Origin of the sequence: Providencia sp. PROV252, assembly GCF_033676005.1 — a bacterium.
GTDB classification, from domain to species: Bacteria; Pseudomonadota; Gammaproteobacteria; order Enterobacterales; family Enterobacteriaceae; genus Providencia; species Providencia vermicola.
The window spans coordinates 4,240,597-4,257,675 of the sequence record NZ_CP096294.1 but is presented as its reverse complement, the minus strand read 5'-3'; the positions used below and the strand labels follow the sequence as shown (position 1 = coordinate 4,257,675).

Here is a 17,079-nt window from a genome sequence, read left to right as displayed (position 1 = left end):
TTAACTCATTTCTAATTAAAAAATAAGGTGAATTAGCAGGCAAAACTGAATAGAAAAAATCTAGTACTGAGTATGCCCGCAAAGAGTGTGATTAGTTGTTGTCATGATAAACCTCCTTGCAGTTTGTTATTGAATAGAAAACGCTGCGGATATTATCGAGATATATTTTTTTTTGCAAGCGTTATTTTTTTTAATGAAAAATTTAGCCTTTTTCCTAAAGTTAATAACTTAAATAACAAGTTAAAAATAGATTTTTATTTAAATCGATATTTAATTATTTTTTTTAATATCTAAATCAAGTGTTTTGAATAAATGCTTTTCTGAGATTAAATGTGCTAAAAATATAAAATTTTGCTACTCTACTGTTGGGTGCTTGAGCCTTTCTGGTTCAAGTAACTTATTTTGGATCAGAAATGAAAAAGCCCCGTTGTTGTTATTCACCAACGAGGCCCAATCCAAACCTAGACAGTTAGAATTAATTAAGAGGTCAAGGGAAATGAGCAAGTTCGCAGTGATTGCGTTTATATCGGCGTGTATTACCGTGTTAGGTATTTCGTTATTAATACGCGACAGAGTATGTTATGTCGTGATTAGTCATCGAAATACGGTTGTTCAGACAATATTTTCTTACTAAGAATAATGTTGTATTACGAAGGCGTTAATTCCCTCGTAATTTCTCTTTTTAATTGTGTTAGGTTTTGGAATTAAGCACTCAATTAAAAACACCCCAAGGTTTTATTTAATCCATGGGGTGTTTATTTTGTCATCGCTTTATTTTAAATAATTAAATAAAGACAACTACTAAGCAATATGAACCGTTTTTCCGCCGATAATCGTACGCAGTACTTTTACATTTTCAATATCATCCGCAGGGATTTCAAATACATTACGATCCAATACAATCATATCTGCGAATTTACCTGCTTCTAATGAACCAAGGACGTCTTCTCGGTGCTGTGCATAAGCCGAGTCAATCGTTGCGCTGCGAAGAACTTCAGTCACAGTCAGGTTTCGGTCATTATCTAGTCGTGGTGCTTGTTGGCCATTAATATCACGGCCTCGGCGTGTTGCTGCCACTTTTAAGTCATACCACTCATCAAAGTCATCGATAGGCCAGTCGCTACCAAATGCGACAACTGCACCAGCATCAACAAATTTAGCGATTGGCTCTAATTGCTCAAAACGTTCTTCACCCAGCATATTCTTTTCAAATGCAGCCAACTCAGGTGTTGGTGCTGCCCACTGGAAAGACAAGCAAGCAATGGTTTTTAAGCGAGCAAAGCGTGCGTAATCATCCGCATGAACAAGTTCGTTGTGTGCTAGGCCTGGGCGAATATCTTTTTCAGGGTGAGCTGCACGCATTTTTTCGATGGCATCTAAAACAATCGAAACGGCACCTTCGCCAACGGTATGCAAGTGTGGGTCATAGCCTGCCGCTGCAATTTTTTCCATTAGCTCATCGAGGATTTCAGCAGTGAAATAGAGGTCGCCATAGTTGTCGGTTTCAACCCAATTTGGTGCATCATCGGTACCTTGGTTAATGCGATAAGGCTGTAATAATGACGCCGTCATGGTTGGAAATTGCATCACACCATCGACAAACATCTTAATATTATTTAAACCGATACCTGGTGTTGGAGTCCAATCAGCTTGGTGCCATTTTTTAGCGAAGGCAACCGCTTTCTCAACTGCAGCAGCAACAGAGGCCACATTAGGCGTTTCATCTGGCGTGATTTCACGAGCCGCTTGGAAACGAATTGTGAGGTCACCGCGTTGTTGTAATTGTGCAAATGCCTCGAGTTGTTGCTCAGAAACTCGGGCGTCCATCACCATGGTAACACCTTGCTGATTAAGCACTTTTTGCACGAGCTCTGCAACTTCAATCGCTTGGTCATCACGAATAGAAGGGATGCTATCAGCAGCACGCATCGCAGGGGCATCTTCTAAAATACCGTTAAGTTCACCATTTTCATATTTACCAATTTTACCATCTGGTGGCTCAGGGGTGTCTTTGGTAATACCGAAGAGCTCGAGAGCACGGCTATTGGCAAGCAATGTGTGGCAATCGTTCGAAAAGAGCACGACAGGGCGTTTGGTATTCAGTTTGTCCATGTCTTCGCGGTACATATCAATACCTGCGGGGATCATGCCTTGGCGTAACCAAGCAGTGACTTTTAACCAATCATTTTCACCCGTACGTGGGTCTTTATCTAAGTGATCTTGTACACGTTCGAGAATTTGATTAATGGTCAGTGATTCATAGTTTAAATGGCAGCCGAATAATTGAATTCCCCCCCAAAAAGGGTGCATATGGCCATCAATGATGCCAGGCATCATCATTTTGCCTTCTAAATCGATACTTTCCGTTTCTGGCCCAACGAATTGATGAAGCTCATCAGACGAGCCTGTGGCTAAGACATAACCATCACGAACAGCAATCGCATCAACGATGCGGTCTTGAGTATCTGCGGTATAGATATAACCGTTAAAATAAATAACGTCAGCAAATTGATTATTCATTGTAAACCGTCTGTATCAGTGGCGCTTGAGAAGAGCCAGAGCTAAAAAAACAACGGGGAAGGCTAATGCTTTCCCCGTAATCATTTATTAGGCTTTGAATGATTAGTTAATAATCATCTCAGTTTCATCGTCAGAAATTGCAGGTGGACGACGAGTAAAGCCATGGGTGAGCAATGCCAAATAAACGGCACCTGCTGCTAACCACCATAAACCGACCTTAAAGGCTTCGCTATCAAGGCTTGTCCATAACCATAAGGTGAGAACAACACCAATGGAAGGCATGATAAGGCAGGTAATAATTTTTGTATTATCTAATGACGCTTTGCGATCAATATAAAAATGCTTAATGACCGATAAGTTCACGAAGGTGAATGCAATAAGGGCACCAAAGCTGATCATCGAGGCGACCATGCTTAAAGACAGTACTAGCGAAAGCAAGGACGCAACCGCAACAAAGATAATTGAATAAATTGGTGTATTAAGCCTTGGGTGCAAATAAGCAAACAGTGAACGAGGTAGTACACCCTCACGGCCCATTGCATAGAAAATCCGCACGATACTGGCTTGTGATGTCATCGCAGAAGCAAAAACACCAATCACATAAGCGGTAATAAAGCTGGATGCCATCATCGCACCGCCAACTTGTTTCATCACCGCAAGGCTAGCAATATCTGTATTCGGAATGAAATCTTGCCACATTGGGTACACTAAATGCGCACCATAGGAAATAACCACAAATAAGGTACCAGCGATAAATACAGTGTATAAAATCGCTTTTGGTAATGCGTTACGTGCATCTTTGGTTTCTTCCGCCATGGTTGAAATCGCGTCAAAGCCTAAGAATGCTAGACATAAGACGGCGGCTCCCGCAAAGAGTCCTGGTACTTGATCTGCCATGACTGTAATTGGCGCTAATAAGGCATCAGTATCCAATACAAATGATGTTTTAAAGCTTAAGTATAAAAACACGCCAATAAACACAATTTGCATCAAAATGATTAGCATATTCATTGAGGAAACTAACTTAATTCCCAAAATATTCATAATGCTAACAATAGTGATGGTACTGCAAATAATCACATACATTGGAATATCAGGGAAAGCTTCATGAACGAAGATCCCAATGGCAATGTAGTTGATGATCGGTAGAAATAGATAGTCGAGCAATTGCGCCCAACCCACTAAAAAGCCGAGTGTGCCGCCAAAGGTTTTTTGCACATAAGAATAGGCCGACCCCGAAAGTGGGAGTGCGCTAGTCATACGACAATAGCTCATAGCAGTGAAGAAGACGGCAGCTAATGTAATTAAATAAGCGACAGGGAGATGCCCTTCACTTAATACAGTGACTTGCCCATAGGTGGTGAAAATCCCGAGTGGCACCATATAGGCCAGCCCGAAAAAAACTAACGCAGGAGTGGTCAGTACGCGTTTCATTTGAACGGTATTCTGTTGCATTTTGAAGCCCTTCCCAAAAGCCCTTAACAACGTCAACTCTGTCTGAATGCACAGGCGGAGTGAACCTAAAATGCAGCCGTACTCGTCATACTTCGAATCACAACGTTGTTGGCTTCGCGCGTTCGCCCTAGTCACATACTTTTGTATGCTCCTAGCGACTCTCTTGCTTGCCGCCTAGTTGTGTTTCCGAATTATTTAGAGTCATACTCGTCATACTTCGAATCACAAGATTGTGGTTTTGCGCGTTCGCCCTAGTCACATACTTTTGTATGCTCCTAGCGACTCTCTTGCTTGCCGCCTAGTTGTGTTTCTGAATTATTTAGAGTCACACTCGTCATACTTCGAATCACAAGATTGTGGTTTTGCGCGTTCGCCCTAGTCACATACTTTTGTATGTTCCTAGCGACTCTCTTGCTTGCCGCCTAGTTGTGTTTCCGAATTATTTAGAGCCTTACCGCTACATGATTGTATTAAATTAAATTTTAGAGCCGGCTGTATTCAATTTCAGAAAACCTCGCACCAGGACATCTTAAATTGAATGTCATCGTGCGCACTTTAATGAAACGTCAGTGATGAATCGGACCATCACCATCCGCTGGGGTGAATACAAACGGCGTACAATATAATTACCAAGTTCCTATTAAGCAATCATTAATTGAAAAAAATAAACAACTACTTTTATTTCAATAAGTTGTTTAGTAGATGAGATATTAATTGAAGTGAATTTAAGATAAGTTAAATAATAATCATTTTAAGAAGAAAATCAAGCTTAATTAGTCGGGTCTAACTCTTTGATTTTTATGTCATATTGTTGGTTACGGAAGAGAGGTAAGGATATTTAATGATAATTAATCTATTTTATTTACGGTTATTTAAAAATAAAAGACATAGGACATTGAAAATTAAATTCATGAAATCTCTTTCATTAATTAAATTAATTGTTTTGGTTCCATATAATGAAACACCAACACCGATTTAAATATAAAACGGACGCTGGTGTTTGAGTTTAGGGCTAATGAACAGCTAATTGAGATACAAAAATACAATAAGCGTTATTTTTTTCTCAGTTTTTGTTGAGTATATAATGCATCTAATGTAAATAAAATTAATGCAACCCAGATAAAACCAAAGGTGATTAGCAACTCAGATGTCATGACTTCGCCATACATAAACACTGCCAATAAGAACATAATACTTGGCCCCATGTATTGGAAGAAGCCTAATGTTGATAGTCTTAAATGATTAGCCGCTTCAGTAAATAACAGTAATGGCACCGTAGTAATAACCCCAGCAGCAATTAATAATGCATTGAGATGCCAATCATTCATTGCCATATTGCTAGTCGGACTGTCTGCAAAGAATAACAGGAAGATAATGCCGACAGGGAGTAACCAAAGTGTTTCAAAGGTCATTCCAATTTGTGCATCAACCCCTAATTTTTTACGTAATAATCCATAAGTTGCGAAGGTTACAGCAAGACTTAAGCCAATCACGGGAACAGAACCGAATTGCCACAATTGGATTAAAACGCCAGTTAAAGCGAGACCTACGGCTATCCATTGCATGCGGCGGAAACGTTCTTGTAGAAATAGCATCCCAAATAAGACGTTAACGAGCGGGTTAATAAAATAGCCAAGGCTGGCTTGTAGCATATGACCATTATTGACAGCCCAAATATAGATCAGCCAGTTACAGGCAATCGTGGTTGCGGTAACACCTAAAATTAATATTTTCTTTGGTTGCTTGATAACTTGGCGTAGATAACTCCAGTGCCGTGTTACAGTTAATAACAAAAGCATAAAGAAAAATGACCAAATAATACGATGAGTCAGGATTTCTTCTGCGGGCACTTCTTGGATGCTTTTAAAATAAATAGGGGCGACACCCCAAATAAAATAGGCGCCTAAGGCACATAACACGCCTTTGGTAGTATTTTGCTGGCTCATTGTTGGCTCTGAAATTGAATTAAAGACAAAAAAGAAACTTATACAGAGATAACGAGCCGTAGATTATGCAGATCATGCGGCTCGATTTTTGATGCTTCTAATGTGACATTGCTCATGTTTTTTTACAAGCTATTAGTTTACTAGGTAACTAATTATTTACAAGATTGGTTTATCCTACGAGATAAGTTGCCGTTGCCGTTGCAATATGTTGATTATTTTCATTATGTAATTCACAACGCGTGACAGCAATCTTATTACCATCCCGCAATAAGCTTGCACTCGCTGTAAATACCTCTCCGCGACCTGGACGCAAATAATCGACACGTAAATCAATGGTGCCCATGCGAGACATTTTATCGACAATTTCAGAATGAGTGAGCGGATTAATGCGCTGTAAAATGCGGTTAATGCACACCATCCCGCCAGCAACATCCAAAATAGAAGCAATCACGCCACCATGTAGAATATTTTGCGTAAAATTGCCGATCAACTCTTGGCGATTCTCAATGGTGAGTTGAACAAAATCATCGTTAATGTGTGCCAGTTTAATACCGATTAGCTGATTAAAAGGCATTTTATAGATAAATGCGTGGCTCATTAGCTCACTGGCTTCTTCTAAAGAATAAGTACGGTCATTCATCGGTTTCATCCCTTAAATAATATGTAAATAGAACGTTAGCATTATGTATTAACTATGTCTCTAACAAACATATGAATAATCTTTCAACAGCAAAGCAGTTTTGTGTGTAAAATAGGACAAACTTTATTTTTATGACACTGAAAATAGGAATGACTAATGCGCGCTTTACCGATGTTGATAAGTGCAGTGCTCTGTTTTTGGTCTGCTTCACTGTTTGCTACTGAAAATACGGATGTTCAAGCTGATCAGAATATAAAGGATAACACGCCAATTCGCGGTAGCATTATTTCTGGTTTATTGCAAAATTATGATAATCCATTTGTTTTGTATCCTTATGAATCTAATTACATTATTTATACCTATACCTCTTCGATGAATAAAAACGCAATCTCCAGTTATAACTGGGGTGATGATGCGTTAAAGGATGAAGTTAAATTTCAATTAAGCTTAGCATTTCCACTTTGGGCGGGTATTGCTGGGGATGACTCTATTTTAGCGGTTTCGTATACTCAGCGTTCTTGGTGGCAGCTGAGTAATAAACAAGAATCCTCCCCTTTTAGGGAAACTAATTACGAGCCCCAAGTATTTGTCGGTTGGTTAACTGATTATCAATTTGCAGGCTGGACCCTACGTGAATTTGAAACGGGTTTTAACCATGAATCCAATGGTCGCTCTGACCCTACATCCCGCAGTTGGAACCGTATTTATGCACGAGCCATGGCGCAAAATGGAAATTGGCAGGTTGATCTCAAACCGTGGTATCGCATTCATGAAAGTGAAGGCAGTGATGATAACTCAGACATCACAAAATACATGGGATATTACCGTGTAAAAGTCGGCTATGCGTTGGGGGACAGTGTCTTTACTACTACTGGTCGTTATAATTGGAATACAGGGTATGGTGGTGCAGAATTAGGTTGGAGTTATCCAATCAGTAAACATGTGCGATTTTATACCCAGTTATTTAGCGGTTATGGTGAGTCAATGATAGACTACAATTATCGCCAAACACGTTTTGGTATTGGTGTTATGCTAAACGATATGATGTAGTTTAGATTCCCCATCGCCCCATATTATCTGACAAGGCTAAATTGCCGTGTCATAAACCAACAATTTCGCTGCTCACATGGGCAGCGACTTGTTTTAGAAATAGAGGAAGTTTGTGTCCACTGCTTGTGTCATTAACCAACTTTCACTGGCTGAAAACGTGCTTAATAGCACGTTTGGTTATCAGTCATTTCGTCCAGGCCAAGATGCGGTCATCGGTGCTATTTTAGATAACCGTGATTGTTTAGTATTAATGCCAACGGGTGGTGGAAAGTCCTTGTGTTATCAAGTCCCTGCGCTTGTAAAGCAAGGCGTGACGTTGGTGGTTTCACCGCTTATTTCCTTGATGAAAGATCAGGTTGACCAGCTACGTTTGCATGGTGTGAATGCGGCCTGTTTAAACTCATCTCAAACTCCGTTAGAACAGCGTCAAATCATGGAGTTATGCAGCAGTGGTGAGATCAAATTGTTGTATGTTGCCCCTGAGCGGCTATTAACTGATTATTTTCTCAATCAGCTTTCAAGCTGGGACATCACGTTATTAGCGGTGGATGAAGCTCACTGCATTTCTCAATGGGGACATGATTTTCGGCCTGAATATCGTGCATTAGGGCAGTTGCGCCAAGCGTTACCCAATGTGCCTGTTATGGCACTAACCGCAACGGCCGATGAAACCACACGAACCGATATTATCCGCTTATTGGAACTCCATGATCCACTCGTTCATATCAGTAGTTTTGATAGGCCGAATATCCGTTACACCTTGGTCGAAAAATATAAGCCTTTAGATCAGCTTTGGTTTTTCATTAAAGGCCAAAAAGGCAAAGCAGGTATTGTTTATTGTAATAGCCGTAGCAAAGTGGAAGAAACCGCGGAACGTTTGCAAAAACGTGGATTAAGTGTTGCAGCTTACCATGCAGGGTTAGATAGCCAACAGCGTGAGTGGGTACAGGATGCATTTTTAAAAGATAATTTACAGATTGTCGTTGCGACAGTTGCATTTGGTATGGGGATAAACAAATCAAATGTCCGTTTTGTGGTGCACTTTGATATCCCACGTAATATCGAGGCTTACTACCAAGAGACTGGGCGAGCAGGGCGCGATGGTGTTGAAGCTGAAGCTGTCTTATTTTATGACCCTGCGGATATGGCGTGGCTGCGTCGTTGTCTTGAAGAAAAACCCGCAGGCATGCAACAGGATATTGAACGGCACAAACTTAATGCCATTGCTGCCTTTGCTGAAGCGCAAACTTGTCGTCGTTTAGTTCTACTTAACTACTTTGGCGAAAACCGTCAGCAGCCTTGTGGTAACTGTGATATTTGTTTAGACCCACCAAAGCAATACGATGGGTTAATTGATGCTCAAAAAGCACTTTCTTGCATTTATCGTGTTGGTCAGCGCTTTGGTATCGGCTATATTGTTGAAGTATTGCGCGGGGCAAATAACCAACGCATTCGTGATTTAGGCCATGATAAATTACCTGTTTATGGTATCGGCAAAGAGCAAAGCAATGAACATTGGATAAGTGTGATCCGTCAATTGATCCACTTAGGGATGATCACTCAAAACATTACTCATTTTTCCGCGCTGCAGTTAACGGAAGCGGCAAGGCCCATTTTACGCGGGGAATCTGCGTTACAGCTTGCCGTACCACGGGTTTTAGTCACAAAAAGCCGTAATCAGCAAAACAAAGTTTACCATGGCAACTATGATAAGAAGCTGTTTGCCAAACTGCGAAAATTACGTAAGTCGATAGCAGATGAGGACAATATCCCGCCATTTGTAGTTTTTAACGATGCTACATTAATCGAAATGGCAGAACATGTTCCGACAACTTCCGCAGAATTGTTGCTAATTAATGGTGTTGGTGAACGCAAACTGGAGCGTTTTGGCGAGTCGTTTATGACTCTCATCCGAGACCACCTTGAAGGTTATGAATGAATAAATAAGGAACTGTAGGATGACGCCTGAAAGCCTAAAAAAGCGCTGGTTAACGCGAGAAACTCAGTTTTCAGCTTTTGCGAATGGTCCGCTTTTAGACTTCTGGCAGCGTCGTGAAGAACTGCATTTTCAGGGCGTCGATGATATTCCTATCCACTATGTTCGTTTTATTCATCCGAAGCATCATAAAGCTATTGTCATTTCTCCTGGTCGTAGTGAAAGCTACATGAAATACCCTGAAGTGGCGTATGATTTTTATCACTTAGGTTATGATGTTTTTATTCTTGATCATCGTGGGCAGGGGCGCTCGGGGCGCATGTTAGCCGATCCCCAAAAAGGCCATGTCGAAAAATTTACTGATTATATCGATGATTTTGAAAAGTTTATTGAGTTAGAAGTCAGATATCGCCACTACCTGAAGTGTTATGCATTGGCGCACTCAATGGGGAGTGCCATTTTAGCGGGTTATTTGCTGCGGGACCATGTGACCTTTGATGCAGCCGCGTTATGTGCACCAATGATTGGTATCAATTTACCGATGCCACGTTGGATGGCCAGTTTTATCGTTGATAGAGCCGAATCACGTGAGAGTGTGCGTAATGATTACGCCGCTTCAACGGGCAAGTGGCAACCTTTACCGTATTTAATCAACGTATTAACCCATAGTTCAGAGCGTTATCGGCGCTATTTACGTTACTATGCGGACTACCCTGAATTGCGACTTGGTGGCCCAACATACCACTGGTTGCGTGAAAGTTTTGCGATTGGTGATGCGCTAATTGCAAAAGCGGGAGAAATTGATGTACCACTGATGGTGTTAGAAGCAAGTGAAGAAAAAGTGGTCAGCAATAAAGAGCTACAAGCTTTTTGTCAAAGTCGGCAAAAAGCGCAAATAGGACGAGAAGAAAAATTACCCCTCATTATCGAAGGGGCTCACCATGAAATCCTATTTGAAGTGGATGCATTAAGGGCCATGGCACTCAATGCTATCTGTGATTTTTTTGACCAGTATTAGTTAGGGTTCGAATATGAAATATCCGTTAGTGGCTTCCGATTTGGATGGGACACTGTTATCGCCCAACCATGATTTAACGTCTTATACTAAAGACACCTTAAAACAACTCATTACAACACAAGATGTCCGTTTTGTGTTTGCAACGGGTCGCCATCATGTGGATGTTGCACAAATCCGTGATGGGTTAGGCATTGATGCCTATATGATTACCTCGAATGGGGCAAGGATCCATAATACCAATGGGGATTTAATTTTTGAGCATAATGTGGATGCTGAAATTGCGCATGAACTTTGTTTGATGGAATTTGATAATCCAGAACTTATCACCAATTATTATCACGGTGATGACTGGTTTATTAACCGAGAAAGCCCTGAACAAAAAGAATTTTTTAAAGAGTCAGTTTTTAATTACCAGTTATTTGATCGCCATGACTTTGCAACATCTGAAGTTTGCAAAGTCTATTTCACGAGTGAAGATCACGATTTGCTGGTGGATTTACAGCAGCGCATTCAAAACCGTTGGCAAGACCGCGTGAATGTCACGTTTTCTCTACGCAGTTGCTTGGAAGTCATGGCGGGAGCGGTTTCTAAGGGAGAGGCTCTCAAGCAGGTTGCGGCGCTGCATGGCTTAATGGCCAATGACAGTATTGCGTTTGGCGATGGCATGAATGACAAAGAGATGCTGACTGTCGCAGGAAAAGGCTGCATTATGCAAAATGCCCATCAATTACTTAAAGATGCCTTACCACAAATGGAGGTCATTGGTTCAAATGCGGATGACGCCGTTGCACGTTATTTAAGACATCAATACCTTAATCAGTAACAATCTATTTTTATGATATAAATAAGCCAGATAGACCCCATGTTTGTCTGGTTTTTTTGTATTTCTGGATTAAAAATCAGAATAACCCGTGTGTTATGCAGCGAAACGTGCTTTTTGTGAAAATTAGGTCACTTTTCCTATTTTTTCCTACTTAAACTGAATTTACACTAGGGGAATGGGTGTTTGAGTCGATATTAATGGATAGCACTGTGTTCACAGTTAGCAGATTGCACTGTTGAGGGTTCCTTAGGATGAAAAAAGTTGCGTTAGCACTGTTGTTGGGTTCTGTTTGTTTTAGTTCTGTTTTAACGGCTAAGCCTGTTGTTGCTCCGACAGCGGCTTCATCAACACAGCAGCCTACCCTTGAGCAAATTACACAGTTAGCGCAAAAAGGTGACCCAAACGCTCAATTTCAACTGGGTGAACGTTATTTCAAAGGCCAAGGTGTTTCCCAAGACTCTAAAATTGCTGCTGAGTGGTTTATTAAGGCTGGAAACCAAGGTAACTCTGATGCTCAGTTTCGCCTTGGTACCATGTTTGTGAATGGTTTTGGCGTTCGCCGCGACTATGACAAAGCGATGCTGTGGTATGAACAAGCTGCAGATAACGGCGACACACGTGCAGAAACCAATATGGCAATGATGTATGCGCAAGGCCTTGGTGTGACGCAGAATTTAGAAAAAGCGGCATTTTGGTTTAGAAAGGCAGCACAAGGTGGAAATGTGATCGCACAATTCCATATTGGTCAAATGTATTCAATTGGTAGTGGTGTTGATTTAGATGATGAAAAAGCCGTGTTCTGGTTTCGCAAAGCGGCTAAACAGCAAGATGCTAAATCTCAAGACCGCCTTGGCGTGATGTATTCTGAAGGTCGAGGTGTGAAAAAAAACCTATCGCAAGCTTATGCTTGGCTGTCAACCGCGGTGTATAGCGGTAATGCGGAAAGCCATCGCCTACAAAATAAAATCGCCGCTCAATTAAGCTCAGCGGAACTGGAGCAAGCACAAAAACTGGCAGAAGGTTATATCAAGTCTTACGGGCATAAAGCGGGTTAATTCTTATTGATTAGCGGGAGAACAACTGGGCTCCCGCCATGATGATTATGGACACAATAAGGTAGCCCCAACTCAATCGGTAAAAGCGGTTATATCCCCACCCACGTCGGATCTCTAGTTGCAATGGCTTTGATGAAAGCTTGGCTGCAAGCATTCGAAATACCCCAATATAAACCAGGCAATAGATTTGCCAGAGATAGAGAGTGTTGAAAGCGAATGCCTTTCCAATAATTAATAAGATAATTAATGGGATCAAAAAGAAGAGAATCGACCCAACCCGTTCGAGTTGAGTGATCCGCAATATAATACCTTCGTCTTTATCATTTAAACCTTGCGCCATAATACGGTTTACAGCTCACCAGATTTACGTGAAGGATTACGCGCAGAAAGGTTGTTAGTTGCACTTTGCAGCGAGTTATCGCGTACATCCACCCTTGCTTGGAATGGTGGAAACGGCAAGGTAATGCCTTGTTCTGCGAAGGAAGCCAAGATATTTTGATGAATTTCATGGCGAGCGGGTAAACGGTGCCCCATTTCTGCTGCATACACCCGCAATTCAAATATTTGAATACCTTGTTGCAAATCAACCAAATAAACCTCAGGAGCTGGGTTGTCTAAGATCATTGTGGAGCGTTTTGCCGCACGCAAAATTGTATTGGTGACTAGTTCGCTATTTGCATCAGATGGCGCAGGGATAGTCATCACGATACGAGTGACGGTGTCGGAGAGCGACCAGTTGATAAACTGCTCAGTGATAAAGGCTTTATTTGGCACGATGATTTCTTTTCTATCCCAGTCCGTTAAGGTCGTCGCACGGGTGTTGATCTTGGTAATGCTGCCCGTTAAGTTGCGGATTGTAACGGTATCGCCAATACGGATAGGCTTTTCGAATAGGATCATCAAACCTGAAATAATATTGGCGAAGATCTCTTGTAAACCAAAACCAAGCCCAACCCCCATCGCAGCAACTAACCATTGCAGTTTTGACCATTCGATCCCTAACATTGAGAAACCAACAATCGTGCCAATGATCGTAATGGTGTATTTCGTCAGTGTGCTAATGGCGTAGCCAGTACCTGGTGTTAAGTCCAAATGCTGTAATACGGCTAATTCAAGCAATGCAGGCAGGTTTCTTACCAACTGTGCGGTGACAATAATCGTTAAAATCGCAATAAAAATGGATCCCATCGTAATCGGCTGCACGGTGTCCACACCGTTGACAGTGGAGGTCACATCCCAGAGGCGAATATTTTCAAGGAAAGAAAACGCCGTATGCAATTCAGACCACAGCCAAATTAAGGAAACCAAGGCTATCATGGTTAAAATTGAGCGCACTAGGCCAACAGATTGGGTACTAATAGTATCAAGGTCGATAACCTGTTCCTCGATATCAATATTCCCTTCGCTACTGCCGCTTGATTGCGCATTATCGTCTTCCCCTTTTGCTCGTTGTGCGAGGATTTCAGCACGGCGCTGTTTCGCACGTTCAAAGGCCAGTTTACGGCGCTGCATCGACATCCAACGGCGAATGGTGTGATAGACAATTAAAATCACAAACCAAATCGCTACAGAGGTTTCTAAGCGAGCAAGTAACGCTTGTGATGTGGAGAAATAGCCGAGGATAGAGAAAAATGCCGCCACAATTGGGGCAAGCAAGATCATCCACCATAGGCCTTTATTAACAACATTATCCCCTGAACTGTGCCTATCCAAATAGAGTGGGATCTGAGAACGGCGTAAGTTATTGGTGATTAAGCTTAAAGCGATACAGAGGAAAATAAAGCAAAAACGGCCGACACTGGCAGCGAACTCGCGGTCGCTATAGTGTTCGAAGGTAATAATTGACATAACCAATGGAACAATGACAAATATCGCCATACGGTAATAACGCATCGCCCGTTTTACCGCGTCTTTATCCCAGCCAAAATGCGCAATAAATAAACCTGTTGGACGAGAGAACGTTTCACTGATCATAAATAGCCATAATAGCGGTGTAGTCGCGCTGACACCATAGCCAATGGCGGCTGCCATCGGATATTGCCATGCGCTCTGTAGCCCATAACCAATAGCAGACCACATCATGGGTAATGGCAGAGCCACGATAATTGACCAAAAGATAGTTCTGATAGTCAAATAAAAGCGGTCTTGCGTCACTTTACCGATACGTAAACTGGAGCGATCAAGAAAGGCTTGATAATGCTTGCGTGTACTCACGCTGAAGATAACCAAAATGATAGAACCCAAAAGATACAAAAAGGTATCTTGCGTGGTGAGCATCACATTCAGTGCACCAGCGACTTGGGAAAGCGTATCCAGTGATAGCAACTGTGTAATATCAGTAACTAATAAGACTGGATATTTAATATTAATAGGGGGGACATCAGCCACCCAGAATAGATAGCGGTTTGAGGCATCTTTGACTTCTTTAAGCGCATCAGTGAGCTGCCCTGTAGCCACATTGAGCTTAGTCAGTTCCAACATTTCGGCATCAAGGCCTGAAATCAATGAGGTAAGGAGCTCTCGGCGAGTTTTGATCAGCGATTGATATACTTGAACTTGCGCTGGGTTGAGGGCATGTTCAGTTTCTTGCTCGGTGGTATCAATTTTACCTAATCTATCAAGGGCATCTTCGTAATTTAAGCGCTGAACACGTAAATCTGCCATTTCGCGGTCTAGCTGTTGGCTTTTGGGAATATCTGGCAAGCGAGATAATTGCGTTCTTAGAGCTTCACCAAGGGTACTTGAACTGCTGATCCACTGAGCTTGCTCACGGATTGTTGTCAGCGCTTGGCGTGCATCGCGAATGCTGGTGGACATTTCGGTTTGACTGGTATTAATCGCACTCATACGTTGAGCTTGCTGAGTCAGCTCCTGAGACATCTTGCGGTTAATATCTAATTCTTCTTTTAAGAAGGGGGTCAGCTCTCCTTGAGCAGCCAACATTTCCGTGTGTTCTAGCGCCAAAATTGCTTTTTGCTGGCGCTGAGTATTCTGGAAATCACGTAGGTTTTGTAGCTCAAGTTCCATGCGTTGATAGCGTTTTTTATACAGCTCCAACGTCAGGCGTGAAATTTCTTGGCGGTTATTGGCGGAAAGCTGCGCCATTTCCAGTTCGTTTACTGTAGATTTGCGAGCACTTACTTCGGCTTGAGCCAAGGTATATTGGGCATCAGCTAAAGGTGTTGATGCAGTACTTAACGACTGGAAGCGGGATGTTGCTTCCGTGAGTAAGCGCCTTGCTTCAGACAATTGTTGAGGCAAAATGCTCAATGATTCACTGATTTCACGGCCTTTATCTTGTTCCTGCTGTGTTAAACGGCTTTGATCTAGTAATTGGCTACTTAGTTGGATAATGCGTTGCTCAAGTTCACTTAAGCTAATTCCAACAGGGATAGGGGCAGGTTCATCGTTTTCATTAAGTAATTTTTGGCGTATTTCTTTGATAATTTTAGGGAAGTTATCAATGGCTTCTTGGTAAGACTTTACTTTGGCATCGGAATCGCGGGTTTCGCTCATCCAATTGAGCGCACCTTGCAATGCCTGCGCAATTTCCGCGTCTTTTGGGTTAGTACTCGATTCAAGTTGTTTGAGCTCCTGCTTAATCTGTGCTTCATCCTGCGATGCTATGGGCGCCGCAACAGAAGAAAAAGCGATTAACAAGCTAAGTACAAAACTGATAATCAAACGCACAGTGAGGAGCTCCTTCAAGGACATAACCGTAAATTAAACGCCGACAGATTCGTTATGAGTCTCAACCGAAACCGTCTCGGCGAGTAATTCACCCATGCGTGTTGCATAGCCTGGGATGAGTGATGAATTAAAGGTCACTTTGTTTGGTTCAAACAAGTTAATGACGGTAGAACCTAACTTAAACAGGCCCATTTCTTCCCCTTTTTTCAGGAAAACAGCGCCTTCAGAATTTAATTCAGGGTAAACCCAACGTTTGATTACGCCTTCACGGCAGGTATTTACACAACCACTCCAAACCGTTTCAATGCTACCCACAATAGTGGCACCGACTAAAATTTGCACCATCAGACCAACAGGGGTATCAAAGACACAAATTAAGCGCTCATTACGGGCAAACAGGTTTGGGACGTTTTGTGCCGTTAATGGATTTACAGAGAATAAATCACCTGGAACATAAATCATCTCTTTAAGTAAGCCATCGCAAGGCATGTGGACGCGATGATAGTCACTTGGCGAAAGATAAGTGGTAATGAATTCACCGCCACGAAAACGCTCTGCTAATTGGTGTTGACCTGCCAGTAAGGCTTCAACGGTATAGTTATGGCCTTTTGCTTGGAAAATTTGGTCATCATGGATAGAACCTAATTGGCTCACTGCGCCGTCAGCTGGCTGTGCTAGTTGGTTGTCTTTTTCAACAATTGGGCGAGCGTCTTCTTTGAGTAGACGAATAAAGAAGTCATTAAAGGTTGCGTATGCGGTGAGTTCGCTTTTTTGCGCTTCATTCATATTCACTTTATAGGCTTTAGCAAATAGTTTAATTGCCCATTGCGTCATAAACCCAGCGTTGCGACTTGCAAACCAGCCTGCAAATTCAGTAAGGCATTGTTTTGGAAGCATATATTGCAAGCGAATTTTAATTTTGTCTAGCACGTTAACCTCTGATTTT

Annotated in this window: 12 protein-coding genes; 5 read left to right on the top strand and 7 right to left on the bottom strand. The window is 41.9% G+C overall.

Annotated elements, in window-relative coordinates; all coding sequences use genetic code 11:
- Positions 1-801: 801 nt before the first annotated feature.
- The 4 genes from M1F05_RS19650 to M1F05_RS19635 all read right to left on the bottom strand — a co-directional run bounded on the left by M1F05_RS19650 (position 802) and on the right by M1F05_RS19635 (position 6,561).
- Positions 802-2,520 (bottom strand): amidohydrolase, encoded by a 1,719-nt coding sequence (locus tag M1F05_RS19650; RefSeq protein WP_206083124.1) that lies wholly within the window; start codon positions 2,518-2,520, stop codon positions 802-804.
- Positions 2,521-2,622: 102 nt separating this feature from the next.
- On the bottom strand, positions 2,623-3,975 hold the full coding sequence (locus M1F05_RS19645; protein WP_206083126.1) for an APC family permease: 1,353 nt from the start codon (positions 3,973-3,975) through the stop codon (positions 2,623-2,625).
- 1,052 nt (positions 3,976-5,027) lie between these two features.
- Complete coding sequence (rarD, locus tag M1F05_RS19640; protein WP_206083128.1) at positions 5,028-5,921, bottom strand: EamA family transporter RarD; 894 nt, start codon at positions 5,919-5,921, stop codon at positions 5,028-5,030.
- A gap of 169 nt (positions 5,922-6,090) precedes the next feature.
- Entirely contained in the window at positions 6,091-6,561 is a 471-nt protein-coding gene (locus M1F05_RS19635) for a thioesterase family protein (protein ID WP_206083130.1), read from the bottom strand.
- A gap of 156 nt (positions 6,562-6,717) precedes the next feature.
- On the opposite strand from M1F05_RS19635, the gene pldA reads away from it, so the two are divergent.
- The 5 genes from pldA (at position 6,718) to M1F05_RS19610 (ending at position 12,443) form a co-directional block, all read left to right on the top strand.
- Positions 6,718-7,611 (top strand): phospholipase A, encoded by an 894-nt coding sequence (gene pldA / locus M1F05_RS19630; RefSeq protein WP_206083132.1) that lies wholly within the window; start codon positions 6,718-6,720, stop codon positions 7,609-7,611.
- A 112-nt stretch (positions 7,612-7,723) separates the two neighbouring features.
- The gene (gene recQ, locus M1F05_RS19625; RefSeq protein ID WP_206083134.1) at positions 7,724-9,550 is read left to right on the top strand and encodes an ATP-dependent DNA helicase RecQ; all 1,827 of its coding nucleotides are present in this window, start codon (positions 7,724-7,726) and stop codon (positions 9,548-9,550) included.
- A 19-nt stretch (positions 9,551-9,569) separates the two neighbouring features.
- On the top strand, positions 9,570-10,565 hold the full coding sequence (pldB, locus tag M1F05_RS19620; protein WP_206083136.1) for a lysophospholipase L2: 996 nt from the start codon (positions 9,570-9,572) through the stop codon (positions 10,563-10,565).
- A 13-nt stretch (positions 10,566-10,578) separates the two neighbouring features.
- Entirely contained in the window at positions 10,579-11,388 is an 810-nt protein-coding gene (yigL, locus tag M1F05_RS19615; RefSeq protein WP_206083138.1) for a sugar/pyridoxal phosphate phosphatase YigL, read from the top strand.
- Positions 11,389-11,639: 251 nt separating this feature from the next.
- On the top strand, positions 11,640-12,443 hold the full coding sequence (locus M1F05_RS19610) for a tetratricopeptide repeat protein (RefSeq protein WP_206083140.1): 804 nt from the start codon (positions 11,640-11,642) through the stop codon (positions 12,441-12,443).
- Positions 12,444-12,453: 10 nt separating this feature from the next.
- Here M1F05_RS19610 and M1F05_RS19605 read toward each other — a convergent pair whose 3' ends face one another.
- Genes M1F05_RS19605 through asd form a run of 3 tightly spaced genes read right to left on the bottom strand, consistent with a single transcriptional unit; the run spans position 12,454 to position 17,063 of the window.
- Positions 12,454-12,783: a hypothetical protein gene (locus tag M1F05_RS19605; RefSeq protein WP_206083142.1), complete on the bottom strand. Its 330-nt coding sequence runs from the start codon at positions 12,781-12,783 to the stop codon at positions 12,454-12,456.
- A gap of 8 nt (positions 12,784-12,791) precedes the next feature.
- Positions 12,792-16,133: a miniconductance mechanosensitive channel MscM gene (gene mscM / locus M1F05_RS19600; RefSeq protein ID WP_206083144.1), complete on the bottom strand. Its 3,342-nt coding sequence runs from the start codon at positions 16,131-16,133 to the stop codon at positions 12,792-12,794.
- Between the two features lie 33 nt (positions 16,134-16,166).
- Positions 16,167-17,063 (bottom strand): archaetidylserine decarboxylase, encoded by an 897-nt coding sequence (asd, locus tag M1F05_RS19595; protein WP_206083146.1) that lies wholly within the window; start codon positions 17,061-17,063, stop codon positions 16,167-16,169.
- Positions 17,064-17,079: the final 16 nt, after the last annotated feature.

Bases quoted from the DNA above. Each gene is read 5' to 3' on its own strand.
- M1F05_RS19650 (WP_206083124.1), bottom strand. From the start codon at position 2,520: ATGAATAATCAATTTGCTGACGTTATTTATTTTAACGGTTATATCTAT.
- M1F05_RS19645 (WP_206083126.1), bottom strand. From the start codon at position 3,975: ATGCAACAGAATACCGTTCAAATGAAACGCGTACTGACCACTCCTGCG.
- rarD (WP_206083128.1), bottom strand. From the start codon at position 5,921: ATGAGCCAGCAAAATACTACCAAAGGCGTGTTATGTGCCTTAGGCGCC.
- M1F05_RS19635 (WP_206083130.1), bottom strand. From the start codon at position 6,561: ATGAATGACCGTACTTATTCTTTAGAAGAAGCCAGTGAGCTAATGAGC.
- pldA (WP_206083132.1), top strand. From the start codon at position 6,718: ATGCGCGCTTTACCGATGTTGATAAGTGCAGTGCTCTGTTTTTGGTCT.
- pldB (WP_206083136.1), top strand. From the start codon at position 9,570: ATGACGCCTGAAAGCCTAAAAAAGCGCTGGTTAACGCGAGAAACTCAG.
- yigL (WP_206083138.1), top strand. From the start codon at position 10,579: ATGAAATATCCGTTAGTGGCTTCCGATTTGGATGGGACACTGTTATCG.
- M1F05_RS19610 (WP_206083140.1), top strand. From the start codon at position 11,640: ATGAAAAAAGTTGCGTTAGCACTGTTGTTGGGTTCTGTTTGTTTTAGT.
- M1F05_RS19605 (WP_206083142.1), bottom strand. From the start codon at position 12,783: ATGGCGCAAGGTTTAAATGATAAAGACGAAGGTATTATATTGCGGATC.